This window comes from Streptomyces sp. NPDC090798 (genome assembly GCF_044768965.1).
GTDB lineage: Bacteria > Actinomycetota > Actinomycetes > Streptomycetales > Streptomycetaceae > Streptomyces.
Map to the genome: position 1 here is coordinate 1 of NZ_JBIVXA010000002.1, position 24,138 is coordinate 24,138.

Consider the following 24,138-nt stretch of genomic DNA (forward strand, 5'->3'; position numbering starts at 1 on the left):
CCGTTCAGGGCCAGGACATAGGACAGCCCTCGCTCCTCGAGACCGAGCCGGAACGGGGTGCTGACGCCGTAGCCGGCATCAGCGACCACGACTGGCGCCTTCAACTGCCAGTCGGCGAGTGTGTCCAGGAGGCCGAGCGCGAGACGCCACTTCTCCCGGTGCACCACGTCGTCGGGGACTCCCGCCCTGCGGCATCGGTCGGGCTCGTCCGTCCACTCACGCGGCAGGTACAACTGCCACTCCAACGGGCACGAGGCGGTGTCGGTGGCGGCATGGACACTGACCGCGACCTGGCAGTTCGCCCGTTTGCCGACCGCTCCGCAGTACTGGCGGGCCACCCCGGCCGACGCCTTGCCGCACTTGGGGAACGACACGTCGTCGATCACCCACACCTCGGGCCTGACAACTCCGGACAGCCGCTCGGCGATCCGCTGTCTGACCGGCAGCGGATCCCACGGCGACTGGTTCACGAACTGCTGCAGGGCCTGCATGTTCCCGTCCGGCAGACGCTCGGCCATCGGCTGGATCGACTTGCGCCGGCCGTCGAGCATCAGGCCCCGCAGATAGCACTCGCCCCACCGCTGCTGATCCCGCCGCGGAAACGACCCGAACACATCGGCAACGAACTCCGCCAACTCGCCCCGGAGCCGGTCCACTTCCCCCAACCTCACTCCGGGAAGCTGCCCACGATCAGCCGAGATCACTCAACGTAACGAAGCACTACTAGGCCCTGTCCGGCGGATCATGCCGCAGACGGGGCTTGGCGCGCTCGCTACAGCCCCAACCCCGCCACCAGGGAGGCGAGTTGCGTGGTCAGCGGCTGCGCCGGCTGGGGGCTCGTGCGGTCGCCGACGGTCACGGAACGGGGCTCGGCGGAGGACTCCGAGGGGGTCGTCGACGGGTCGGCCTGGCCCTCCGTCGGCGGCTCGCTGGGCGACGCGCTCGGCTCGTCGGCCGTGTCCCGCGGGGACGGCTGCTTGCTGACCGGCCGGGTCGAGGCGCTCGCCGTCCCCGCGATCGACAGCGACCCGGGGTCGGCCGAGGCGGAGTCGGTCCGCCACCGCTGCGCGTCGGAGCCGTCCCGGTCCTTGACCACGATGTCGGCGTTCGGATCGGTGGAACCGGGCGTGACCGCGAGTCCCTCGCGCGAGCGGGACAGCAACTCGCCCCGCACCGTGAGGTCGTAGCGCACGTCGCCGCCCCGCGCGGCGCTCTTCGGGACGCAGCGGTCCAGGGCGACGACACCGTCGTCGGCGTGCGAGTCGAGGCACAGCGCGGGGTCGGCGACGCTGCGCAGCAGGCCGTCGTTCTCGTACGACCACTGCTGGGTCCAGGCGGACGAGCAGACGGCCAGCTCGGCCTCGGCACCGACCTCGGCCTTGCCGCCCCGGATGTCGAGGCAGAGGTCGGCGGCGAGGTTGCGCAGCCGGGTCTGCTCGGTGCTGGTGGGCAGTCCGGCCGAGGTCGGGGGCGAGGAGCCGGCGGAGGGGCCCGGGGCGACCGGGCTGGGCGAGACGGTGTGGCTGCTGCCGACCCCGGTGGAGGCGGCAGGATCGGCGCCACCGTCGCCGTGGGACCACAGGCTGATGGTCAGCACGGTCACGAGCAGCACCGCCGAGGCCGTGCCCGCCCCCGTGAGCAGGACCTTCGAGTGCTTCTGCGCGATCTGGGCCAGCCGCCCGGGGGCGGGAATCTGCGCCAGCAGCCGATGCCGGCCGGTACTCCCAGGACGCTCACCGGTCCCGGGACGCCCACCGGAGCCGGGACGCTCACCGGCCCCGCGACGCCCGCCGCTACCCGCGCGTCCGCCGGCCCCCGCCCGTCCGCCACCGAACGCGGACTCCTCCTCGGGGCGCATCGCTTGCCGTACGCGCCCCGGGCGTGCGTCGAGGTAGCGTCGCGCGCCCCAACCGAGCACCGCTTCGGCGAGCAGAATCCCCAAGCCGCCCTCGAAATAGCCGAGTTGCTCGGCCGCGTGCCGGCAGTGGCGGCACTCCCCCAGATGCTGTCGGACATCCGGCAGCAAGGCGCCGCCACGACGAATCGGGACGTCCAGCAGCCGGTTGTAGAAGCCGCATTCCTTGCTCGGCGCGAGTTCCCGGTGGGCGCGCACACATCCGTGGCGGAATTGCTCACGGGCCTGCTCCAGAGCGGCCGACGCGGTGGCGAGGTCCAGGCCCGACAGACCGGCCGGTACGGAAATGTCCTCGGCCTCGACCTCGGTGTGCCACAGCAGGCACTGGGCGAGGGGCGGCAAAGCATGGAAAGAGCGCTCGGCGAGCTGCCGATTTTCGGCGGTCATGGACTGCGCCGCCCGCATACCCCGCCCCCCGGCGGGTTTCCTCAAATCCGGCAGAACACCGGATATCCGGCCCTCACCGGCCCACTCGTTGACGGTGTCCCGCACGGTCACGAGGAGTCGGGGGCGCAGGGCCGCTCCGGACTCGCCGCGTATCAGGCAGTCGAGCGCGTAGTGGAAGGAGGTCGCGGCGACCATCGACGCGACATTCGAGGAAGAGGCGAGGCAGATGGCCGCATAGTCGTAGGTCGGCTGCCAGTGCCGCGCCATCAGCAGGGCGACGGACTGCGTGGCCTCGCCCTCCGTCCGGCCTCTCAGCCGCGCGGCGAGGCTTTCGTCGGATTCCCCGGAAGCACCGCCGGGAGGATAGGACGGGCGAGGGGGGTGGGGGGTGGGCACAGAGCGGGTTCCTTCCACGGTGCAAGGTGGTGCACAGAATTTCCTTGGTCGCCGAAAAGGGAGCCCCTGCCTGGTGCACACCTTTTTGACGGAGCGCCGGGAAAATGGCCGCCGGCCCGGAATAATGAACACCGATTTCATACCCGGCCATTGACCCGCGCGGTAAGTTCACCCTCGCACAACACGCTCATGACCAACAAGGCACTTGAGCAACATCCGCATATTGAAAGATAGTCAGTAACTGCGCCAACTCACGTCACTCGCACCGGCTTTCGAAATTACCCGCACCACGTTCACGCGCCTCGCCAGGCACCACGTTCATACGCCATGTGCGCTCACACGCCCCGTGTGAACCGCGCGCTCGCTCCGGAGCCCGTCGCACGCTCCCGGCGCACGGAGCTCCGTAGTCCACTGGAACCCGGCCCTTCTCGGAGGCCCCGCGCAGGACGGCGGCTCTCCCGCGCGAAACCGGCCGCCGGCCCCGATCCTCCCGCCCTCGGCCGGCGGCCTCGGGGAGCGACAAGAGGCCACGCGGCCGGTCTCAGATCTGCCAGGAGCGCAGCCGGTCGGCCGCGCCGTAGACGTCGGCCTTGCCGGAGATCAGGTCACGGGCGAGATCGACGAGCGCCCCGTAGGGCGGGTCGATCCCCACACCGCTGACGAACATGTACGCCACCGCCGCCGAACAGGCGAAACGGGCGTTGGCGGCCGGTAGCGGCTTCAGCAGGGCCAGGGTGTGCAGGAGAGCGGCGGCGCGCCAGGCCGGGTCGGAGTCGACCCCGAGGCGGGGCGGGTCGACGCGGTGCCGGGCCACGGCGGCGACCAGGGCCGAGAAGTCGTTGACCGTGGGCTGGTCGGGCAGCACCTCTTCGTGGCGCTGCAACAGCCACGGCACGTCGATATGGATGACGGGAGCCATCGCTCAGGCGGCCCGTCCCTCGCCCCTCCTGGGAGGTTCGTCCTCGGGGAAGGCGGCCGCGAACTCGTCGGCGTGCGCCGTGAAGAAGCGGCGGAACACCTCCGCGCCCTCCTTCAGTGCCCGGTGCCGCACGATGTCGGCCGCGGCGGCCTCGCGCACCAGGGCCTTCATCGACGTACCGCGCTCTTTGGCGATCTGCCGGAGGTCCTCGAGTTCGCGGTCACTGAACTCCACATTCAAGGCTGGCATGCCGCCACGGTACCGCGAGGGTACTTACTCGTAAATATCACCTGCTCAAGAGGTATGCGCAGCGGTACCGCGAGCCGGTTCGGCGAGGCTGCTCGCGGGCTGGCTCCGCAGGCTGCCCGAGCCGGCCCGCGGGCCGCACCGTGAGGGCTCGCGCGCACCGTGAGGGCTCGCGCTTCCGGGCTCTCAGGCCCCCCACAGCCCGCGCCTGCGGTAACCCGCCTCCCAGAACAGCTTGTTGAGGACCCGTACGGGCGGGGGCAGCGCGCCGAGGAACCGGGCGCGATCGGCGGGCGGCGCTCCGTCGACGATCCACGGCACGAAGAGCGCGGCCCCCCGAACGCCCTGCGTCTTTCGGATGCGACCGGTGAACGCGCCCCAGTCCGCGGGCGTCAGCACCTCCCGGATGAGTGGCAGGGCGCTCTCCTCCTCATGGGCGAGGTGCTCGACGAGGTCTGACGCCAACGAGCGGACCAGCAGGGGGAGTTCGGCCGACCGGTCCTTCAGGGCCGCGTCGACGGCGGTGAGCTGGGGGTCGAGGAGGGCGTGCTCCGCCTCCATCTCGGCGAGGAGGGCGACGTCCCGGGGCCGGCCCGCGACCTTGCGCTCCACGCGCGGCCACAGATCGCTGTCCTCGGCGGTGTGGTGGATGTGCAGCTGATGCCTGAAGTTGTCCCAGCCCGCGCGGACCTGGGGGGTGAAGGCGGTGCCGTCTGCCGCCGCGTCGCCGAGGCGTTCCAGGTCGCGGCGGAAGGCGTCGTGGGCTGCGTACATGATGGTGAGGTCGACGGTGCCGGCCGCGGCTTCGGTGGTCATGAGGTCGCTTCCTCCAGTTCGGGTTCGTAGACGGGCAGGGCGTGCGGGTTGGCCGACGGGCCGCGGTGACGGCGTACGGCGAGACAGGCGAGCGCGCCGGTCAGCAGGACGGCGGCCGGGACCAGGACGGCGGGACCCATGGCGTGCACGAAGCCGTGGCCGAAGACCTGGGCGCCCAGCGCGCGCATGCGGTCGGCGATGTCGTGCGGTACGCCCTCCGGCAGCCGCGCCGCCTGCCGCGCGTTCACATCGGTCCCCGCCTGGGAGAAGCCACCGACGAAGCCGTCGCGGTACGCGGCGGGCAACTGTCCGGCGCGCTGTCGGGCCTGGTCGGTGAGCGAGGAGGCGAGCTGGGCCTGGAGCACGGCGCCGACGACGGCGCCCGCGAGCACCGAACCGACCTGCCGCAGCGCGTTGTTGACGCCGGACGCCGCTCCGGAAAGCTTCGCCGGTACGTTGCGCATGACCTCCGTGGCCATCGGTGCGAAGGTGCAGCCCGCACCCAGACCCGCGAGGAAGAGCGGGAAGGCGACCGCCGTCCAGCTCGACCCGACGTCGGCCGCGGCCACGATCCACACCAGGGCCGCCGTCCAGGCGAGCAGCCCGGTCATCAGGAGAAACTTGCCGCCGATCTTGTCCGCGAGGACTCCGGCGGGGCCGGCCGTCACGAACGAGCCGAGCGCGAGGGGCAGCAGCACGAGCCCGGACTTGAGCGCGCTGTAGCCGAGTACGGACTGCAGGTAGATCGTCAGCGGCAGGACCATCCCGACCACGCCGAAGGACACGGTGACGCCCACGAAGTTGATGAGGGTGAAGTTGTGGTCCTTGAAGAGTGAGAAGGGGACGAGTGGCTCGTCGCCCTGCTGGCCGCGCTCATGACCGAGGAAGGCGGCGAAGAGGAGTGCCGCGGCGCCGAACAGCGACCAGATCCAGGCGTTCCAGTCGTAGCGCTGCCCCTCCGTCAGACCGAAGGCCAGGCAGAACAGGGCTCCTGAGGCGAGCAGCACGCCCAGCGTGTCGAAGCGGTGGCGTACGGTGCGCCGTGAACCGGGGATGATCGCCGCGGCGAGGCCCAGCACCACGACCCCGAGCGGCAGGTTCACGAAGAAGATCCACCGCCAGTCGAGGTGGGTGATCAGCGCGCCGCCGATGATCGGGCCGAGGGCGCCGGAGACGCCCGCTACCACGCCCCAGACGCCCATCGCGGCGCCCCGCCGGTCGGCCGGGAACACCTCCGCGATGATCGACAGGGTCTGCGGCATGAGCAGCGCCGCCCCCAGGCCCTGGACCGCGCGGAACGCGATCAGCTGCGCCGGGTTCTGAGCGAGGCCGCAGGCGAGGCTCGCGAGGGTGAAGAGGGCGACGCCCGCGAGGAACAGGTTGCGTTTGCCGCGCAGGTCGCCGAGGCGGCCCGCGGTGATCATCAGGACGGCCAGAGCGAGGGTGTAGGCGTTGACGACCCACAGGATCTCGTCGAGGGAGGCGTCGAGGTCCCGGCCCATGTCGGGGATCGCGATGTTCACGATCGTGAGGTCGAGCAGGGTCATGAAGAAGCCCAGGGAGAGCGTGATGAGGATCGCCCATGGGTTGCCGTGCCACTTGTCGTGCCACTTCTTGAACACGGTGTCTGTCTCCTTGTGTCGAGGCATCGGACTCGCGTTCAAGAGGGCGTGGGCCTCGACCGGTGTGACGCCCGGCAGGCCCCGTGAGACGTACGTCACTTTTCACCCTCGGGACGTCACATTCGGGCCCGCTTCTCCCCTCGCAGTAGTGAGCGCACCAAGGGAGGCAAGTCATGTCCGAAAGCCCCGCGCCCGGGACGGACGACGGCGCGACGCAGGTGTTCGTCGACCACCGCGAGCTGCTCTTCGCGATCGTCTACAACATCCTGGGCAGCGTCGCCGACACCGACGACGTGCTCCAGGAGACCTGGCTGTCCTGGACGGGCCGCGCGCACCGCAGCCCGCTGGAGGGCATCACCAACCCGCGCGCCTATCTCGTACGCATCGCCGTGAACCACGCGCTCGCGCGGCGCGCCGCGATCACCCGCCGTCGCGAGACGTATGTGGGCCCCTGGCTGCCGGAACCGCTGCTCGACGAGCCCGCCCCCGAGGACTCGGCCGACGACCGGGCCCTGCGCTCGGAGTCGGTGTCGCTGGCGATGCTCGTGGTCCTCGAGTCCCTCACCCCACTGGAGCGCGCGGTCTTCGTCCTCAACGAGGTGTTCGGCTACGCGCACACCGAGATCGCGGAGGTCATCGACCGCAGCCCCGCGGCGGTACGCCAGCTCGCCCACCGCGCGCGGGAGCACGTGCACGCCCGTCGGCCGCGCTACCAGGCCCATCCGCGGGTCCGCCGGCAGGCGACCGAGCGCTTCGTCGAGGCCGCGCTCGGCGGGGACATCGCGGCGCTGATGGAGATCCTGGCACCGGACGTCACGGTGTGGACCGACGGCGGCGGGAAGGCCGCGGGCGGGCTGCGTCCGGTGCACGGCCGGGACAAGGCGGCGCGGCTGTTCGCCGGTTACGCCACCCGGCGCGGTATCGGCTTCGACCTCCGCTACCAGCGCGTCAACGGCGACGACTCCGCCGTGCTCTTCGCGGGCGAGTCGCCGTACGCGGTCATGGTCATGGACCTCACCGCGGACGGCGAGCGGGTGTCAGGCGTCTACATCGTCACCAATCCCGAGAAGCTCGCGCATGTGCGGCGCGACGAGGAGGACCAGGAGACCGGGGCCGACAAGGCCGGGGGCGAGGAGATCGGGGTCGAGGAGATCGGGGCAGGGGTCGCGGAGGGGGAGCGCGCATGACCGACACGGCCCACCGGCCCGCGAGCGCGTCCTCCGGCGAACGTGTCGCCGACTGGTTCGACGGCCGGCTCGGTGTGTACGCCCTCGGCAGGCGCTATCTGCGCAAGGTCTTCCCGGACCACTGGTCCTTCCTCCTCGGCGAGATCTGCCTCTACAGCTTCGTCGTGCTGATCCTCACCGGGGTGTACCTGACCCTGTTCTTCCACCCCTCCATGAACGAGGTGACATACCACGGCGGTTACGTCCCCCTGAACGGCATCCGGATGTCGGAGGCGTACGCCTCGACGCTGCACATCAGCTTCGACGTGCGCGGCGGACTGCTGGTCCGCCAGCTGCACCACTGGGCCGCGCTGGTCTTTCTCGCCGCGATGCTGACACACATGATGCGGCACTTCTTCACGGGCTCGTTCCGCAGGCCCCGCGAGGTGAACTGGGTGTTCGGCTGGACGCTGCTGCTCCTCGGTCTCTTCGAGGGCCTCTTCGGCTACTCGCTGCCGGACGACCTGCTGTCCGGGACGGGGCTCAGGTTCGTGGACGGGGCGGTCCTGTCGGTGCCGGTGGCCGGCACGTATCTGTCGTTCTTCCTGTTCGGCGGGGAGTTTCCCGGCCACGACATCGTGGCCCGCTTCTACTCGCTGCACGTCCTGCTGATTCCGGGGATCATGGCGGCGCTCGTCGTCGTGCATCTGATCCTCGTCGTGTACCACAAGCACACCCAGTTCGCGGGCCCGGGGAAGAGCGAACGCAACGTCGTGGGCACTCCGTTCCTGCCGGTCTACCTGGCGAAGGTGGGCGGCTTCTTCTTCCTGGTGTTCGGTGTCCTCGCGCTGATCTCGGCGGTCGCGACCATCAACCCGGTCTGGTCGTACGGCCCTTACCGCGCCGACCAGGTGTCGACGGGCGCCCAGCCGGACTGGTACCTGGGCTTCGCCGAGGGCCTGGTGCGCGTCATGCCGGGCTGGGAGATCAGCGTGGCCGGGCACACCCTCGTACTCGGTGTGCTGATCCCGATCGTCGTCTTCCCGCTGCTGCTGGTCGCCATCGGCGTGTACCCGTTCATCGAGTCGTGGGTCACGGGAGACCGGCGTGAGCACCATCTCCTCGACCGCCCGCGCAACCGGCCGATCCGTACGTCGATCGGAGCGGCGTGGATCAGCCTTTATCTGATCCTGCTCGCGGGCGGCGGCAACGACATCGTGGCGACGCGCTTCCATCTGTCGATCAACACCGTCACCTGGGCGGTGCGGATCTCCCTGTTCGTGGTCCCGGCCGTCGTCTTCGTGGCCACCCGCCGTATCTGCCTGGGGCTGCAGCAACGGGACCGGGAACTGGTGGCGCACGGCCGTGCGACCGGCGTCGTCAAACGCCTGCCGCACGGCGAGTACGTCGAGGTGCACCGCCCGCTCGGCCCGGCCGAACTCCACACGCTGACCGAGCACGAACACCGGGACCCGTCAGACCACCGGGACCTCCAGACGGCTGATCCGCAGCCCGCCCTCGGCGGCGCCCGGGTGTCCGCTCGCCATGAGGAGCCGCAGCCGTGAGCCGCGTACCCCGTCGAAGGTGATCACGGTCGGCGCGTCGGACGCGGTGGCCCAGTCGACGGCCGTTCCCCTCACCGGCACGTACCGCTTGCCGTCCCACAGCGCGACCTCGACCGAAGCGGGCAGTGTGTGCGTCGCGTCGACGGTGAAGGAAACCTCGACGCGGTCGACCGCGCGGGGACGGGCCCAGGCGACGGAGACCCAGTCCTCGGGGCGGGCCCCGCTGAAGGCGGGCAGCAGGGCCGTCGCCGACTTGTAGAAGGCGTTGGACCACCCCGTCGCCGCGTCGCCGTCGAGCATGGCGGCGGGCAGGGTGTCCGGGCGGCCGGAGTAACTGGCGTCCGCGAGCGGGTCGTTCGGGGCGCCGGGACCCGGGTCCGGCCGGAAGTCGGCGGGCGGGGTGGCCGCCTTCGAGCGTGCCGAGGTGGTGCGGACGGTGAGGGCGGCACCCCGCAGTCCCTCGCAGCGGGCCGTCACCTTCAGCGAGCCCGGCCGCGTGCCGGATCGTACGATCGCGAGTGCCTTGCCGTGGAAGGCCGTCCGGGTACTCGCCTGATAGCGCTCGGCGCTCTCCTCCCGGCCGTTGTCGAGCCCGGCGAGCGAGCCGCCGGCGACGTCGAAGGCGATCAGGTGTTCCGCGTCGGGCACGACCACACCACGGGCGTCGACGACCTCGGCCGTCACGAAGACCAGGGAACGGCCGTCGGCCGCGAGCGACTTGCGGTCGGGCGCGAGCCGTATCGCGTGCGGCGCCCCGGCGGTGCGCAGGACGTCCGTGGCGACCGTACGGCCGGCACGGCGCGCCACCGCCTTCAACTCACCCGGCTCGTAGGGCACTTCCCAGGTGAGGTGGAGCTTGCCCGCGCTGCCGTTCGGGCTCGTGTAGCTGCCCGGGTAGGGGCCCGAGGTGAAGGTCTTGTCGTCGCCGGTCGCCTCGGTGGTCTCCAGGTAGGTACGGCCGTCGGTGGTCGTCTTGGTGTCGAACTTCCTTGTGCCGAGGGACTTCCCGTTGAGGAGGAGCTCCACGGTGTCGACGTTCGCGTACGCCCAGACCTCGACCGTGTCGCCGGCCTCGTGGTTCCAGGTCATGGGTACCAGATGGACCATGGGCTCGCTCACCCACTGGCTCCTGAACAGGTGGTACATGTCCTTGGGGAAGCCCGCGGTGTCGACCGCGCCGAAGAAGGACGCCTTCACCGGGAACACGTCGTACGGCGTGGGCTCCCCGATGTAGTCGATGCCCGACCACAGGAACTCCCCCGCGAACCACTTGCGGTCCCGGTCCTTCTTGTGCCCGTACTCGCCGCTCATCGTCCAGGACGCCAGGTTGTTGTCGTACGAGGAGACCGCGCGCCGGCCCGGGGTGTGGTTCTCGCCGGTGTTGAGGTGCTCCGGCTCCTGATAGGTGGAGCGGGTCGAGGTCTCGGACGACGACTCCGACTCGAAGAGGAAGAGGTGCGGATAGGCGGCATGCAGGGCGTCCACCGACGTGGCGGTGTTGTAGTTGAGGCCGAGCCCGTCCAGCTTGGCGAGCATGAGGTCGGCCGCGGAGCCCTTCGTGGGCACGCGGCGGTATTTGTCCGACCCGATGACCAGCGGCCTGGTGTCGTCCGCCGCCTTGATCGCGGCGATGATCCGGTCCGCCATCGCGAGGCCCGGGGTGGAGGTGGAGTCGGGGATCTCGTTGCCGATGGACCACAGGACCACGGCGGGCGAGTTGCGGGCCGCGAGAACCATCTCGGTGGCGTCCTTCTCGCACCACTCGTCGAAGAACCGGCCGTAGTCGTACCTCGTCTTGCCGGTCCGCCAGCAGTCGAACGCCTCCACCATCATCACGATGCCCAGTTCCTCGCAGACCTGGATCATCTGCGGGGAGGGCGGGTTGTGCGAGGTGCGGAAGGCGTTGACGCCCATCGACTTCATGATGGTCATCTGCCGGCGCACGGCGTCGACGCTGATCGCGGCACCCAGCGCGCCCTGGTCGTGGTGCAGGTCGACGCCCTTGATCTTGGCGTGGACGCCGTTGAGGTGGAAGCCCTCGTCGGGGTCGAAGCGGAACGTGCGGATACCGAAGGGAGTGCGGCAGGTGTCGACCCTCGCGCCGCCGACCCGCAGTTCGGTCTCCAGTGTGTAGCGGTGGTCCGGAGTCGCGAAGTCCCACAACCGGGGCTCGACGACGGTGAGTTCATGGGTCTCGTCCGCGCGGTCGGCAACCGGGACCGTGGTGGACGTACGGGCCGCCGTACGGCCGTCGGGGTCGACGATCCGCGAGATCACCTGGACCTCGGCGGCGGCACCGGACTCGTTGACGACGGTCGTCCGCACCCGTACGACCGCCCGCTCCGCCGTGATGTCCGGCGTGGTGACATACGTGCCCCAGCGCTGGACGTGCACCGGTTCGGTGACCACGAGCCGGGCCTCGCGGTAGATGCCACTGCCCGAGTACCACCGGCTGCTGGGCAGTTGGTTTCGCACCTGCACCGCGATGACGTTCTCGGTGGTGCCGTCCGTGTGCAGCAGATCGGTGAGGTCGAAGGCGAACCCCGTGTAGCCGTAGGGGTGGCGGCCGGCCTCCTCACCGTTGCAGTAGACGTGCGAGTCCATGTAGACGCCGTCGAACTCCACGGAGATCCGCCGGCCGGCGAGGGCGGCCGGCAGCGTGAAGGTGGTGCGGTACCAGCCGAGGCCGCCCGGGAAGAAGCCGGTGCCACTGGTGGTGCCGTGCTCTGTTGTGGGGGTCTGTTCGATGCTCCAGTCGTGCGGAACGGAGACTTCCCGCCACGCCGAGTCGTCGTAGCCGGGCTGCGCTGCGCCCTCGTACGCGCCGGTGGGGTCGGTGATCCCACCCGGGTTGACCAGCGCGAAGCGCCAGCCGTCGCGCAGCTCGACCAAGCGGCGGCCCGCGGCGCGCTCCGGCGAGTCCGCCCAGGCGTCGGCAGCGCCCAGGAGCGATCCGGCCGAGGGTACGGCGGTTCCTGCGATCAATACCGATCTTCGAGTGACCGTCATGGCGGCTCTCCCTCATCAAGGGCCCACAAGTCATCACAACTGATCGTGAACAAACAGATTCTGACGGGGTGACACACAGCCCCGTCAAGGGTGCGGCACCCACTTCCGCCCCGCGCATCACATCGGCCGGAATCCGTCGCACCGATGTACCCCTGGGGCCGCCCGTGTGCCGAGTGCGGAACGCGCGTACGCACTAGGCTGGAACCCGAGTGACGCGCCTGTTCACTGTGAGTGTCCGCAATGGAGTGGCGACGATGAGCCCGGTCCACCCGCTCGACGAGGCTGCCACAGCACGGGCGGTCATCGACGGGAACGGCACCCTGCTCCGATGGAGCGAAGGGGCCCGCCGTCTACTGGGTCATGCCCCGGAGGAGGTCGAGGGCCGGCCGGCCGCCGATCTGCTGGCCGCGGACACGCCCCTACCTGCCGAACCGACCGGTAGCCGCTGGAACGGCAACCTCGACCTGCGCCACCGTGACGGACACACCGTCTCCGTGTGGCTCCTCGCCCACCGCAGGACTCCGCGGGACGGCGGCCCGGCCACCTGGCTGGTGGTCACCCCGCTGGAGGCCCGTGGCCCGCGCGCGCCGGACGACCCGCTGACGACGGCGGTACTGGCGCAGTCCCCGTGCCCGATGGCGGTCTACGACGACCGACTGCGCCTCTTCGGGGTGAACGACGCGATGGCCGACGTGATCGGCCTCCCCGAGTCCCGCATCCAGGGCCTGAGGTTCTCCGAGATCGGCGGCAAGGAGGAGAGCGAAGCCCTCGAATCACAGCTGCACGAGGTCCTCGTCACCGGAACCGGTCGTGACGTGGAGACTTTCATGCAGACCGGCGGCGAGTACCACGCGCACGCCTGGCTCGCCCGGATGGCCCCGCTCACCGACGCCGAAGGCCAGGTACGGGGAGTGTGCCTGGCCGCGCACGACTTCACCGAGCAGTACAACGCCCGGGAGCGGCTGCAGCTCGTCAACGAGGCCAGCGTGCGCATCGGCACCACCCTCGACGTCACCCGCACGGCCCAGGAGCTGGCCGACGTCTGCGTACCCGCCCTGGGCGACTTCGTCAGCGTCGACCTGCTGGACCCGCCGGAGCACGGCGGCGAACCCCACCCGGAGCCGCCGACCTTGCCGATCAGGCTGCGCCGCGCCGCCCACCAGTCGGTGAACCAGGGCTGCCCGGAGGCGGTCGTCAAACCCGGCCAGGTCGATGTCTACCCCGCCCGCTCATCGCAGGCGGCCTCCCTCACGACCTCCCGGACCATCGTCGCCCCCGACGACCACGCCACGCTGGCCGAGTGGCTCTCCTGGGACGAGGTACGCGGCGCCCGCATCGCCGAGTACGGCCTGCACACCAGCATGTCGGTGCCGATCAAGGCGCGGGGCCAGACCCTCGGGGTGGCCGTCCTCACCCGGTTCCGGCGCCCCGATCCGTTCACCCCCGACGACATTCTGCTGGCCGAGGAGGTGACGGCCAGGGCCGGCGTCTGCATCGACAACGCCCAGCGCTTCTCGCGCGAGCGCGAGACCGCCCTCGCCCTCCAGCGCAGTCTGCTCCCCCAGTCACTGCCCCGGACGGCCGCCGTGGAGGCGGCCTCCCGCTATCTGCCCGCCGCACGGGCCGGCGTGGGCGGCGACTGGTTCGACGTGATCCCGCTGTCCGGGATGCGGGTCGCCATGGTCGTCGGAGACGTCGTCGGCCACGGCATCCAGGCCTCCGCCACCATGGGACGGCTGCGCACCGCCGTCCGTACGCTCGCCGACATCGACCTCGCCCCCGACGAGCTCCTCACCCACCTCGACGACCTCGTCGTACGGCTCTCCGAGGAGGCCGGCGCCGAGGGCACCACCGGCGAGGTCGGCGCGACCTGCCTGTACGCGGTGTACGACCCGGTCTCGCGGCGCTGCGTCCTCGCCCGGGCCGGCCATCCCCCGCCCGTCATGCTCCCACCCGGCGGCGCGCCCCGGCAGATCGACCTGCCGGCCGGTCCGCCGCTGGGCCTGGGCGGACTGCCCTTCGAGTCCGTGGATCTCGCCCTGCCCGAGGGCACGGTGCTCGCGCTGTTCACCGACGGCCTGATCGAGAACCGCGAGCGGGACGTCGAGGCCAACCACGAGCTGCTGTGCCACGCCCTGGCAAAGTCCGCGGACTCCCTGGAAGGTGCCTGCCACGCCATTCTGCGGACCCTGCTTCCGGTGGGCGGGGCCCAGGACGACGTGGCGCTGCTGCTCGCCCGGACCCACGGGCTCGCGCCCTCCCAGGTGGCGACCTGGGACATTCCCGCCGACCCCGCCCTGGTCGCGCCGATCCGCAAGCAGGTCGTCGACCAGCTCGACGCCTGGGGGCTGAGCGCCGCGACGTTCACGGCCGAGCTCGTGGTGAGCGAGCTGGTCACCAACGCGATCCGGTACGGCGAGCCGCCCATCCGGCTGCGGCTCATCCACGACGCCGAGACCCTGATCTGCGAGGTCTCCGACAGCAGCCACACCGCGCCGCATCTGCGCCGGGCCAAGACCTACGACGAGGGCGGGCGCGGGCTGCTGCTGGTCGCCCAGCTCACCCAGCGCTGGGGCAGCCGTCACACGGCCGACGGCAAGACGATCTGGGCGGAGCTGACGCTCCTCGGGGAGTTCTGACGACGTCGGCGCAGGTCCGAAGGGGCGGTGAGCGGGACGGGGCGCGGCGTCTGATGTGATGGTCGGGCACCACGACTTGTGTCCCGGAGGACCGAACCCTGAACACCGCGCTCGCCGAATCCCTGTCCGTCGTCCTGCTCGTCGCCGTCCTCGTCTGCGCGGTGGTCCGCCCGTTCGGCTGGCCCGAGGCGGTCGTCGCGGCCCCGGCCGCCCTGCTGGTGATCGCCACCGGCGCGATCTCCTGGGACCACGCGAGCGCGGAGGCGGGTCACCTCGGGCCGGTGATCGGCTTCCTGGCGGCGGTGCTGGTACTGGCCAAGTTCTGCGACGACGAGGGGCTTTTCCACGCCTGCGGCGCGTGGATGGCCCGCTGGGCTGCGGGGCGGCCGGGGCGCCTGCTGACCGCGGTCTTCGCGCTCGCCTCGGCGATCACCGCGGTGCTCAGCCTGGACGCCACCATCGTGCTGCTCACCCCGGTCGTGTTCGCCACCGCCGCCCGGATGGGCGCCCGCCCGAAGCCACACGTGTACGCCTGCACCCATCTGTCGAACACGGCCTCGCTGCTGCTTCCGGTCTCCAACCTCACCAATCTGCTCGCCTTCACCGCGAGCGGTCTCAGCTTCACCCGGTTCGCCGCGCTGATGGTGCTGCCGTGGCTGGTCGCCATCGGGGCCGAGTACGTGGTCTTCCGGCGCTTCTTCGCCGGCGACCTGACCGCGGCCGTGCCCGAGCCGACGACCGGGGAGCCGCCGGAGCTGCCCCTGTTCGCGCTGGTCACCGTGGGCTGCACACTGGCGGGGTTCGTCGTCGCCTCCGCGCTGGGCGTGGACCCCGCCTGGTCCGCCGCGGCGGGGGCGCTGGTGCTCGCCGCCCGGGCCCTGCTGCGCGGGCGCGCCACTCCGCTCACCGTGGTGAGGGCCGCCGCTCCGGCCTTCCTCGTGTTCGTGCTCGCGCTGGGCATCGTCGTCCGGGCGGTGGTCGACAACGGACTCTCCGACGCCCTCGGGCATCTCCTCCCGGACGGCAGCGGACTGCCCGCGCTGCTCGGGATCGCGGCGCTCGCCGCCGTACTCGCCAATCTCATCAACAACCTGCCCGCGGTCCTGGTGCTGTTGCCGCTGGCCGCCACGTCCGGCGCCGGCGCGGTGCTCGCCGTCCTGCTGGGGGTCAACATCGGCCCCAACCTCACCTACGCCGGATCCCTGGCGACCCTGTTGTGGCGGCGTATCGTGCAGGAGCACGACCACGGCGTCGATCTGCGGGAGTTCACCCGGCTGGGTCTGATCGCCGTGCCTGCGGCGCTGGTTCCCGCCGTACTGGCACTGTGGTTCTCGCTCCACGTCATCGGGGGCTGAGCCGTCGCACACATGAGGGCCGGAGGCTGATGCTCATGCGGGTCGTCGTCTGGCTCGTCGAGGGGACCTGGCCGGCCTGCGTGGACGCCGTGCGCACGCACGCGCCGCGGGCGACCGAGGTCGTGCTGCTGCACGTCAGTGAACCCGGGGTGCCCGGACTGGCGCACGGCGCCTTCGCCGGGCTCCTCGGCCGGGGGCACGCCGAGCGCGATCCCGGGAACCGGCTGGAGGACCTCGGCGCCCGGTCGGCGGCGCGGCTGCTCGACGCGGCGGCCGAGCGCCTCGGCCGCGCCTGCACCCGTCAGGAACGCACCGGGCGCACGGAGCGTGAGGTGGTCGCCGCCGCCGAGGGCGCCGATCTGCTCGTGGTGGCCCGGGACGGCGACCGGGCCCGGCTCGGACCGCACAGCCTGGGCCGGGCCGGGCGGTTCGTCGTCGACCACGCGCCGTGCCCGGTGCTGCTGATCTGGCCCGAGGCCACGCCGGCCGTCACGACGATCCCGCCGCCTCCCCCGCATCCTCCGGATCCCCCACATCACCCACATCACCCACATCACCCGCACTCCTAGCAGTGCCCTTCCGGTAGGCGCCCGGTGGAGTCCCGTACCGCTGGCGGAAGACCCGGCTGAAGTGGAACGCGCTGGTGAATCCGGAGGCCACGGCCACCCGTTCCACCGGGAGCTCGGTGGCTTCCAGCAGCCGGGCCGCGTGCAGCAGCCGGGCCTCGCGCAGCACCCGCATCGGGGAACGGCCGAGCTGCTCGGTGAAGAGGTGGGCGAACCGCGACGGTGAGAGGGCGACCGCCCCGGCCAGCGAGCGGACGGTGTGGGGCGCGCCCGGGTCCGCGGCGATCACCGCCTCCGCGTGGCGGACGCGGGCGTCGAGATCGGGGCGGCGCCGCTCCGCCCGGGCGGCGGCGAGCAGCACGATCTCCTCCAGGGAGCACAGGGCCAGTTCCCGGGCGGCGGTGCCGTGCGCCACCGCGACCTCGCCCGGGGCGGGCTGCGCGCCCTCGGGCGGCGGCCCGTCCCCCGTCCAGCGGGCGTCGGCGAGCATCCGGCGGAACGCCGCTTCGATACGTTCCCGGGCGGCCGTGGGTCCGACGGCGTACAGGCCGTCGTCGAGGGCGTAGGGCCGCAGCCACCCGGTCCAGGACGGGCGGGCCTGGCAGTGCGCCCACCAGAACGCCCAGTGTCCGGCGCCGGGTTCGACGGCGTAGCGCTGCGGCACGCCGGGCCCCAGGACCACCAGGTCTCCGGCGTCGGCCGCCGTCCTGGCCGCTCCCTGCCGGAGCCGTCCCCGTCCGCCCGTCGTCCAGGTGAACAGCCAGCTGTCGCTGCCCCGAGGCCGGTTGACGCGGTAGCCCGGTCCCTGGTCGAAGCGCCCGACGGTCACCAGGCCCGGCGGCGGGGACGGGGCAGCAGGCTCGGGCAACTCCTCAGCACGCACGGGCATCCTCCCGGAAGGCTCGTCGACCTAGCGTGGAGCACCTGGGGCTCCGGTGAGAAGGGACGGTCGGATGACAGTCACGGAGATGAGCGGGCCACGGTGGCCGGACTTCGAGGAGAACGGGTTCGTGGTGGCGCGCGGCCTGTTCACCGGCGCCGAGATCGACGAGTTGTGTGCGGAGTTCGCGGCCCTGCATGCCGCCGGGCCGGTCCCGGGGCACTTCGAACCCCGGGCCACCGGGGCCGCAGGGCCGCCGGATCCGCTGGCCGCCCATCCACGGGTCATGCATCCGCACCGCATCAACGAGCTGTCCCTGCGTCGCCTCCTCGATCCCCGGTTGCGGCAGATCCTGGAGACCCTGCTCGGCGAGGAGGTCCTGGCGGCGCAGAGCATGTTCTATTTCAAGCCGCCCGGGGCACGAGGGCAGGCGCTGCACCAGGACAACTTCTATCTACGGGTCGAGCCGGGCACGTGCGTGGCCGCCTGGATCGCCTGCGACGCGATCGACCGGGAGAACGGCGGCCTGGAAGTGGTGCCGGGCACGCACCGCATGGACCTGTTCTGCCCTCAGGAGGCGGACGCGGAGCTGTCGTTCGTACGGGAGTACGTCCCGCCGCCGCCCGGTCTGGCGGTCGTGCCCGTCGACATGGCACCGGGCGACGTGCTGTTCTTCAACGGCAGTCTGGTGCACGGCTCCGGGCCCAACCGCAGCGCCGACCGCTTCCGCCGCTCCTTCATCGGCCATTACGTCGGCCGCTCCACTCATCGCATCGGCCGCCATTACCCCACGCTGACGATGGGCGGCGAGCCCGTCGCCCTGGCCGAGAGCGAGGGTGCGGGCCCGTGCGGCACGGAGTTCACCCCGGCGGCGCCGCACTGATGTCATTCCCCCGGCTCGGGCAGCGCGTCGCGGAGTTGGGCGCGGGAGGTGATGCCGAGCTTGGGGAAGATCCGGTAGAGGTGGAAGCCGGCCGACGATCCACTCGTCGCCCGGCGGGTCATGAGCGGGCCCCGGGGAGCGCGTCGGAGGTGAAGGCGAGAAGGGCATGGGCGACCGCTCCGGGGCTCTCCAGGAGCATCTCGTGCGTACCGTCGATCCCGACGACCCGCACGGTGGGCCGGCGCGCGGCAAGTTGGGCGAGATCCCGGGCGAGCCCCTTCCCGTACGCCGTCATCAGTTCGTCGAACCAGGGCAGGCCGGGGGCGGGCGGTGCGGGTCGCGCGGCCCGGCCGAGCAGCAGTGGCCGCCGCGTCCTCGCGAAGGCGTCGAAGAGGTCGAAGAGGTCGAGTGCGTCGACGGCGGCCAGCATCTCCAGCACGTGCGCGCGTTCGGGGCGCACCTCCAGCCGTCCGTCGGGTGCGGGCCGCACGGTGCGCAGCAGACCGGCCTCCAACAGCTCGTAGGGGATGCCCAGTTGGTCGGAGAGAGCGCGCTGCTCGGCGAGCAGGTCCTTGAGGCCGTCCGCCGGAAGCGGTCCGCCGGACACCGTCGCGGCCGCCGACTCCCGCACCTGGGTGAGGCGCTCCCCGACGTACGCCGGGTCGAGGCCCACGTACTGGTCGGGGCGGCCCCAGCCGTATCCGTCCAGGTTCACCGCGCCGGGTGTGACGCCCGGATGCTCCAGCGCGTACAGTACGGCGATCATCCCGCCGACCGAGTGCCCGACGGGCAGCGCGCCGGGCAGGTCGTACCGCTCGAGCACCCCCTCGATGTCGTCCAGTACCCGGGGCAGACTCCAGGTCCCCGACGGTGAGAGACCGTGTCCGCGCAGGTCCACGGCGAGCACCCGGTGCCGGGGGACGAGGAGGGGAGCCACGGCGGCCCAGTCGGCGAGCGTGCGCCTGGCTCCGTGCAGCAGAAGCAGGGGTGGGCCGTCACCACCGTGGTCGTGTACGGCCAGTTCGATGCGGTCTCCGGTCATGTCCAGACAATACGGCGTGGGTCAGGGCTCCAGGAGCAGATTGAGCGTCGGCAGAGGGCCTCCCGGGAACTGTTGCAGCCGTCCGCCGGACGCCAGCGGGCCCAGGTTGATGACCGCCCAGCCCACCCGCTTCGCCAGCCGCGTGACGCGCTCGTTGGCCCCGGGGTGGTTTCCCGAGAGGAAGATCACCCGCCGTCCGACGAAGGTGCGCGGATCGGAGCCGAGCACCGCCGGTGTCAGTGTGTTGAACGCCTTCACCAGGCGCGCTCCGGGTACGAGTTCGGCGACGGCCTCGCTGGAGGTGCGGCCGTGGAGGTCGGCGACCTTGAAGTCGGGCGGTCCGAGCGGGTTGGTGGTGTCGACGACGATCCGCTCCTGCCAGTCGAGGACGTCCGCGGCGGCCACCGCCTCGCTCAGCCGTCGCCACGGCACGGCGAGGACGACGATCTCCTCTCTGGCCGACTCCGCGACGGTGGCGGGCATCAGGGCCGGGCCGATCGAGGCGGCGAGGTCCCGCAGCGACTGCGGGCCCCGGCTGTTGCTGATGACGACCTGCTCGCCCGCCGCCACGAACCGATAGGCGAGGGCCTGTCCGATGGCTCCGGCACCGATGATTCCGATGGGCATGAGGTGTCCCCTTCCTCGAGTTCCGCGGCTGCGACGAGAGAGCGACCGCCAGCATCACGCCGCAGGTCACAGCGGCGCTTCTGTCATGTGACCGGGCCGGGTCCGTGACCCGCGCGGGTGCCGCGGGGCCGGCCTTGACGCGGGTGTCGTCCAGGCGATTTGATCCTGAGGTGCCCAGGCGCCGTGCCGGGCACGCAGAGGTGCGCCCAGCCGGTAGCGGACACCGTTCGAGTCCGGCCAGAGTCGCCAGGACCGCGGGAGCGTCCGAGGCGGGGTCGTACCCGCGATCGATGGAGCCGACATTCCCGCCCAACGTGTTTCCCGCGTCACCGGCCTCGGGGCAGCCGCCGCCCTGGTGGCGCTCGCGACGCTGGTGAGCTGTACGACCGGGTCGGACGGGGGGACGCCACCCCAGCAGGGTACGGCCTCCCCGCGGAGCCCGGAGGCCGTACAACTCCCCCCGCGCCACGCGGGCTTCGACTACCAGATCGGCGGCGCCTATCCGCCACCGTCCGGCGTCCGCATCGTCAGCCGCGACCGCTCGGACTCGCCCGCGCCCGGCCTGTACAACATCTGTTACGTCAACGCCTTCCAGGCCCAGCCGGAGGAGTCGAAGGCGTGGCCGGCCGATCTGCTGCTGCGGAACGCGCACGGCAAGGTCGTCATGGACCGCGACTGGAACGAGGCGCTCCTCGACCTCCGCACGCCGGCCAAGCGCAAGCGGGTGGCCGCGCGGGTCAACCGGTGGATCGACGAATGCGCCGACAACGGATTCGACGCCGTCGAGCCGGACAACTACGACAGCTACACCCGCTCCGGCCGCCTGCTGACGGCGAACGACGCCACCGCGTTCATCACCCTCCTCTCGGCCCACGCACACGCCCGGGGGCTGGCCATCGGACAGAAGAACACCGCGGAACTGGCCGAGCTCAGGTCGCGGACCAAGCTCGACTTCGCGGTGGCCGAGGAGTGCGGCCAGTACGACGAGTGCGGCACGTACGCAAAGGCGTTCGACGACCGGGTGGTGGACATCGAGTACACCGACAGCGGTCTGCGCAAGGCCCTCGCGAGCTACGGGAACCGGCTGAGCATCGTGCGCCGCGATGTGCAGGTGTCGACGCCGGGCAGTGCGGAGTACGTCCGCCGGACGCGCTGACGGACGCTGTCCCGGCCCGGGAGCGGTCACCGTGCATACTCGCACCGAAGCCGGGTGGATTCCGGATGAGCGGGTACGCACGGAGCGGACGTATCAAAGGGCATGTCGACATCCATGGCCAGCAGGCAGGGCGACCGCCTGCCCACGAGCACCGCCAGACCGCCGGGCCGGTTCGATCGGCTCCGGCGGCACCGGCGGTGGCTGCTCGCGCTGGCGGTGGTCGCCCTGCTGGCCCAGATGGCGGTCGCGATGGTCACGGCGGCCGCACGGCAGACACCGACGATCGACGAGCCGGTGTACGTGGGCACGGCGGAGACCTATGTGCGGGAACACAGCCTGCGCTTCAACCCCGAGCATCCGCCGCTGGGCAAGCTCATCATCGCGACCGGACTGCTGTTCGCCCATCCGCACCTGGACGCCCACTTCGCCGGCGATCAGACGGCGCTCGGACGGCGGTTGTTGTACGAGTCGGGCAACGATCCCTGGCGGGTGATGCTGTGGGCGCGGCTGCCGGTGATCGTGCTGACGCTGCTGTACGGTCTGGTCGTCCTCGCGTTCGCCCGTGAACTGGTCGGCGCCGTTGGCGGGTTGGTGGCGCTCGCGCTGTACGCGTTCTCGCCCGACGTCATCACCAACGGCTCGCTCGCCACGCTCGACGTACCGGCGGCCGGATTCCTGCTGACGTCGGTGTGGCTGACGTGGCGGGCCCGGCGCCGGCGGCCCCTGCTGCACCTCGCCCTCGCGGGGGCGGCGCTCGGCGCGGCGCTCGCCACCAAGATGAGCACGCTGCCGGCGGTGCCGGTGCTGCTGCTCCTGGTGTTCTTCTCCTACTGGCAGGCACGCCGCACGCCCGGCCTGGGCCTGCGCGCGCAACCACGGCTCGTCGGCCTGGGGGTGGCGGTGGCGGCCGGTACGGCGCTGGTGGCGCTCGCCGTCGTGTGGGTGACCTACCTGGTCGTCGACCCGCAGCTGCGGTGGACGGCTCCCGCGAACCTCCCGGCCGTGCACGGTCTGCGCGGGCTCGTCATCGACTGGCTGCCGGTGCCTCGGCCGTACCGCGACGGGATGCGGATCCAGTTCGGCTTCGAGAACGACGTGTGGACCGGCTTCCTGTTCGGACGGCTCTACCACGGCTCGCTCTGGTACTACCTGCCGGCCGCGCTGCTGGTGAAGACACCACTCGGCATGATCGCGCTCTGGCTCGTGGGCCTCGCGGTGATGGCCGCCGTGCCCCGGCTGCGGCCCGCCGCCCCGTACGTCCTGCTCCCCCCGGCCGTCCTGCTGGCCGTGGCCATGACCGGATCCCGGGACCTCGGCGTCAGATACGCCCTCTTCGTCCCGGTGTTCCTGGCGGTGGCGGCGGCCGGGGTCGTCGCCCTGCGCCGGCGCTGGGCCCACCTCGTCACGGCGGCGCTGGTCGGCTTCGTCGCGATCAGTTCGCTGCGCGCGTTCCCGTACTACCTGCCGTACTCCAACGAGGCGTTCGGCGGACCCTCCCAAACCCATCTGCGGCTGCACGACTCGAACGTCGACTGGGGGCAGGACCTGGGCCGCCTGGCCGACCGTCTGTCCGAGCGGTATCCGGACGAGCGGGTCTGGCTGGTCTACAAGGGCAGTGGTGTGCCCTCGTACTACGGGATCGAGGCGGCCGATCCGCGCAAAGTGCCGCCGAGTGAGGTGCACGGACTGCTCGCCCTGTCGGACACCGCCGTCGCGAAGGCCGACGACCGTCTGGCGGCGCTGCTCGACGGCGCCACGCCCATCGACGACGTCGGCCACTCGATCACGATCTACCGTCGCCCGTGACCTCCAGACGTCACGCGCGAGAAGTGAGCAGGTCCAGGGCCCGTCCCCAGGGGAACTCGGCGCGCAGGCCGTCCTCCCCCGGCTCCCCGGAGTAGCGGTCGCCGAACCGGACACCCATCCCGCCCAGCCGCTCGACGCTCCCCCGGTAGGCGGGGTGTGCCGCCAGCGCGTCGCTCACACAGGGCAGTACGGCGATCGGGACGCCGAGGCCGTACGCCTCGTTCAGCGTGCCGAGCGCGAGGGTGTCGGATATGCCGGCCGCCCACTTGTTGACGGTGTTGAAGGTGGCCGGGGCGACGGCCACCGCGTCGGGGGCCGGGAAGGGGCGCGGGTCGCCCGGGGCTCGCCAGGCGGACCTGATCGGGCGACCGGTCTGCGCCTCGACCGCCGGCGCGTCGAAGAAGCCGAGCCCCTGCGGGGTGGCGATGACGCCGACCTCCCAACTCCGTTCCTGTGCCGTGGTGATCAGTTTGCTGACGTCCTGCGCGATACCGGCCGCGCACACGACGACGTAGAGGAAGGGCTTTTCGGCGTGTTCGGTCACGTGGGAACCCTAAGGGTTGCCCTGCCTTCAAGGCCCTGACGGCCAGGTGGAACCCCTAGCGAACCGGGAAGGAGTCCCCGCGTTCGGCTTCCGGCCGTGGGCCGAAGATCCGGCGCTCGTGTTCCTCGATCCGTACGTCGTTGATGCTGGCCTCGCGCCGGTTCATCAGCCCGTGCTCGTCGAACTCCCACAGCTCGTTGCCGTACGACCGCCACCACTGTCCGTCGGCGTCGCGCGACTCGTACTGGAAGCGGACGGCGATGCGGTCGCCGTCGAAGGCCCACAGGTCCTTGCGCAGGGCGTACTCCCGTTCGCGCGCCCACTTGGCGGTGAGGAGTTCGACGATCTCGGCGCGGCCGGTGACGAAGGTGTCGCGGTTGCGCCAGACCGAGTCCTCGGAGTAGGCGAGGGCGACCTTGTGGGGATCACGGGTGTTCCAGGCGTCCTCGGCGGCCTGGACCTTCTGTGCCGCGGTCTCACGGGTGAAGGGCGGCAGGGGCGGGCGGTCGTTCATGACGGGGTGTCCTTCCAGGTTCACGCGCGTCCGGTCGACGCAAGCGGAGAACGCACGTTCTCCCTCTCGGCTGCTAACGTAGAGA

General features: G+C 71.4%; 20 protein-coding genes. 8 read left to right on the forward strand and 12 right to left on the reverse strand.

Annotation, left to right across the window (positions count from 1 at the left end):
* The 6 genes from ACIQTP_RS04190 to ACIQTP_RS04215 form a co-directional block, all read right to left on the reverse strand.
* Positions 1-671 (reverse strand): IS701 family transposase (locus ACIQTP_RS04190; RefSeq protein ID WP_403396108.1); only part of this gene is annotated, 671 nt, incomplete at its 3' end.
* A 101-nt stretch (positions 672-772) separates the two neighbouring features.
* Positions 773-2,698 (reverse strand): ricin-type beta-trefoil lectin domain protein, encoded by a 1,926-nt coding sequence (locus ACIQTP_RS04195; RefSeq protein ID WP_403396110.1) that lies wholly within the window; start codon positions 2,696-2,698, stop codon positions 773-775.
* A gap of 541 nt (positions 2,699-3,239) precedes the next feature.
* Entirely contained in the window at positions 3,240-3,617 is a 378-nt protein-coding gene (locus ACIQTP_RS04200; RefSeq protein ID WP_355431836.1) for a toxin Doc, read from the reverse strand.
* A 3-nt stretch (positions 3,618-3,620) separates the two neighbouring features.
* Positions 3,621-3,866: a hypothetical protein gene (locus ACIQTP_RS04205; protein WP_168514408.1), complete on the reverse strand. Its 246-nt coding sequence runs from the start codon at positions 3,864-3,866 to the stop codon at positions 3,621-3,623.
* A gap of 183 nt (positions 3,867-4,049) precedes the next feature.
* Positions 4,050-4,679, reverse strand: a complete 630-nt coding sequence (locus ACIQTP_RS04210) for a hemerythrin domain-containing protein (RefSeq protein ID WP_403396113.1) — start codon at positions 4,677-4,679, stop codon at positions 4,050-4,052.
* The gene (locus ACIQTP_RS04215) at positions 4,676-6,301 is read right to left on the reverse strand and encodes an MFS transporter (RefSeq protein WP_403396115.1); all 1,626 of its coding nucleotides are present in this window, start codon (positions 6,299-6,301) and stop codon (positions 4,676-4,678) included. The genes ACIQTP_RS04210 and ACIQTP_RS04215 overlap by 4 nt, the downstream gene beginning before the upstream one ends.
* A 173-nt stretch (positions 6,302-6,474) precedes the next feature.
* On the opposite strand from ACIQTP_RS04215, the gene sigJ reads away from it, so the two are divergent.
* Entirely contained in the window at positions 6,475-7,488 is a 1,014-nt protein-coding gene (gene sigJ, locus ACIQTP_RS04220; protein WP_403396117.1) for an RNA polymerase sigma factor SigJ, read from the forward strand.
* The gene (locus ACIQTP_RS04225; protein ID WP_403396119.1) at positions 7,485-9,032 is read left to right on the forward strand and encodes a cytochrome bc complex cytochrome b subunit; all 1,548 of its coding nucleotides are present in this window, start codon (positions 7,485-7,487) and stop codon (positions 9,030-9,032) included. Before sigJ ends, ACIQTP_RS04225 begins: the two co-directional genes overlap by 4 nt.
* Here the strand turns inward: ACIQTP_RS04225 and ACIQTP_RS04230 are convergent.
* A complete protein-coding gene (locus tag ACIQTP_RS04230; protein WP_403396121.1) occupies positions 8,943-12,041 on the reverse strand; it encodes a glycoside hydrolase family 2 TIM barrel-domain containing protein in 3,099 nt (1,032 codons plus the stop codon). The genes ACIQTP_RS04225 and ACIQTP_RS04230 overlap by 90 nt on opposite strands.
* 254 nt (positions 12,042-12,295) lie before the next feature.
* Between ACIQTP_RS04230 and ACIQTP_RS04235 the strand changes: the two genes are divergently transcribed.
* The 3 genes from ACIQTP_RS04235 (at position 12,296) to ACIQTP_RS04245 (ending at position 16,604) form a co-directional block, all read left to right on the forward strand.
* Complete coding sequence (locus ACIQTP_RS04235) at positions 12,296-14,680, forward strand: SpoIIE family protein phosphatase (RefSeq protein WP_403396123.1); 2,385 nt, start codon at positions 12,296-12,298, stop codon at positions 14,678-14,680.
* A gap of 98 nt (positions 14,681-14,778) precedes the next feature.
* A complete protein-coding gene (locus ACIQTP_RS04240; RefSeq protein WP_403397242.1) occupies positions 14,779-16,035 on the forward strand; it encodes an arsenic transporter in 1,257 nt (418 codons plus the stop codon).
* A 35-nt stretch (positions 16,036-16,070) separates the two neighbouring features.
* On the forward strand, positions 16,071-16,604 hold the full coding sequence (locus ACIQTP_RS04245) for a universal stress protein (RefSeq protein WP_403396125.1): 534 nt from the start codon (positions 16,071-16,073) through the stop codon (positions 16,602-16,604).
* Here the strand turns inward: ACIQTP_RS04245 and ACIQTP_RS04250 are convergent.
* Complete coding sequence (locus tag ACIQTP_RS04250) at positions 16,525-17,490, reverse strand: helix-turn-helix domain-containing protein (protein ID WP_403396126.1); 966 nt, start codon at positions 17,488-17,490, stop codon at positions 16,525-16,527. The two genes, ACIQTP_RS04245 and ACIQTP_RS04250, sit on opposite strands and share 80 nt — an antisense overlap.
* 64 nt (positions 17,491-17,554) lie before the next feature.
* On the opposite strand from ACIQTP_RS04250, the gene ACIQTP_RS04255 reads away from it, so the two are divergent.
* The gene (locus ACIQTP_RS04255) at positions 17,555-18,364 is read left to right on the forward strand and encodes a phytanoyl-CoA dioxygenase family protein (protein WP_403396128.1); all 810 of its coding nucleotides are present in this window, start codon (positions 17,555-17,557) and stop codon (positions 18,362-18,364) included.
* A 118-nt stretch (positions 18,365-18,482) separates the two neighbouring features.
* Here the strand turns inward: ACIQTP_RS04255 and ACIQTP_RS04260 are convergent, their stop codons facing one another.
* Both ACIQTP_RS04260 and ACIQTP_RS04265 read right to left on the reverse strand, forming a co-directional pair.
* Entirely contained in the window at positions 18,483-19,406 is a 924-nt protein-coding gene (locus ACIQTP_RS04260; RefSeq protein WP_403396130.1) for an alpha/beta fold hydrolase, read from the reverse strand.
* 21 nt (positions 19,407-19,427) lie between these two features.
* The gene (locus tag ACIQTP_RS04265) at positions 19,428-20,033 is read right to left on the reverse strand and encodes an NADPH-dependent F420 reductase (RefSeq protein WP_403396132.1); all 606 of its coding nucleotides are present in this window, start codon (positions 20,031-20,033) and stop codon (positions 19,428-19,430) included.
* Between the two features lie 355 nt (positions 20,034-20,388).
* Here ACIQTP_RS04265 and ACIQTP_RS04270 point away from each other — a divergent pair, with 355 nt between their 5' ends.
* Both ACIQTP_RS04270 and ACIQTP_RS04275 read left to right on the forward strand, forming a co-directional pair.
* Positions 20,389-21,189, forward strand: coding sequence for an endo alpha-1,4 polygalactosaminidase (locus tag ACIQTP_RS04270; RefSeq protein ID WP_403396135.1), 801 nt, complete (start codon positions 20,389-20,391; stop codon positions 21,187-21,189).
* Positions 21,190-21,303: 114 nt separating this feature from the next.
* On the forward strand, positions 21,304-22,995 hold the full coding sequence (locus ACIQTP_RS04275) for a phospholipid carrier-dependent glycosyltransferase (RefSeq protein ID WP_403396137.1): 1,692 nt from the start codon (positions 21,304-21,306) through the stop codon (positions 22,993-22,995).
* 10 nt (positions 22,996-23,005) lie between these two features.
* Here ACIQTP_RS04275 and ACIQTP_RS04280 read toward each other — a convergent pair whose 3' ends face one another.
* Positions 23,006-23,539 (reverse strand): flavoprotein, encoded by a 534-nt coding sequence (locus ACIQTP_RS04280; protein ID WP_403396139.1) that lies wholly within the window; start codon positions 23,537-23,539, stop codon positions 23,006-23,008.
* A 55-nt stretch (positions 23,540-23,594) separates the two neighbouring features.
* Positions 23,595-24,053 (reverse strand): nuclear transport factor 2 family protein, encoded by a 459-nt coding sequence (locus tag ACIQTP_RS04285; protein WP_403396141.1) that lies wholly within the window; start codon positions 24,051-24,053, stop codon positions 23,595-23,597.
* Between the last annotated feature and the right edge of the window lie 85 nt (positions 24,054-24,138).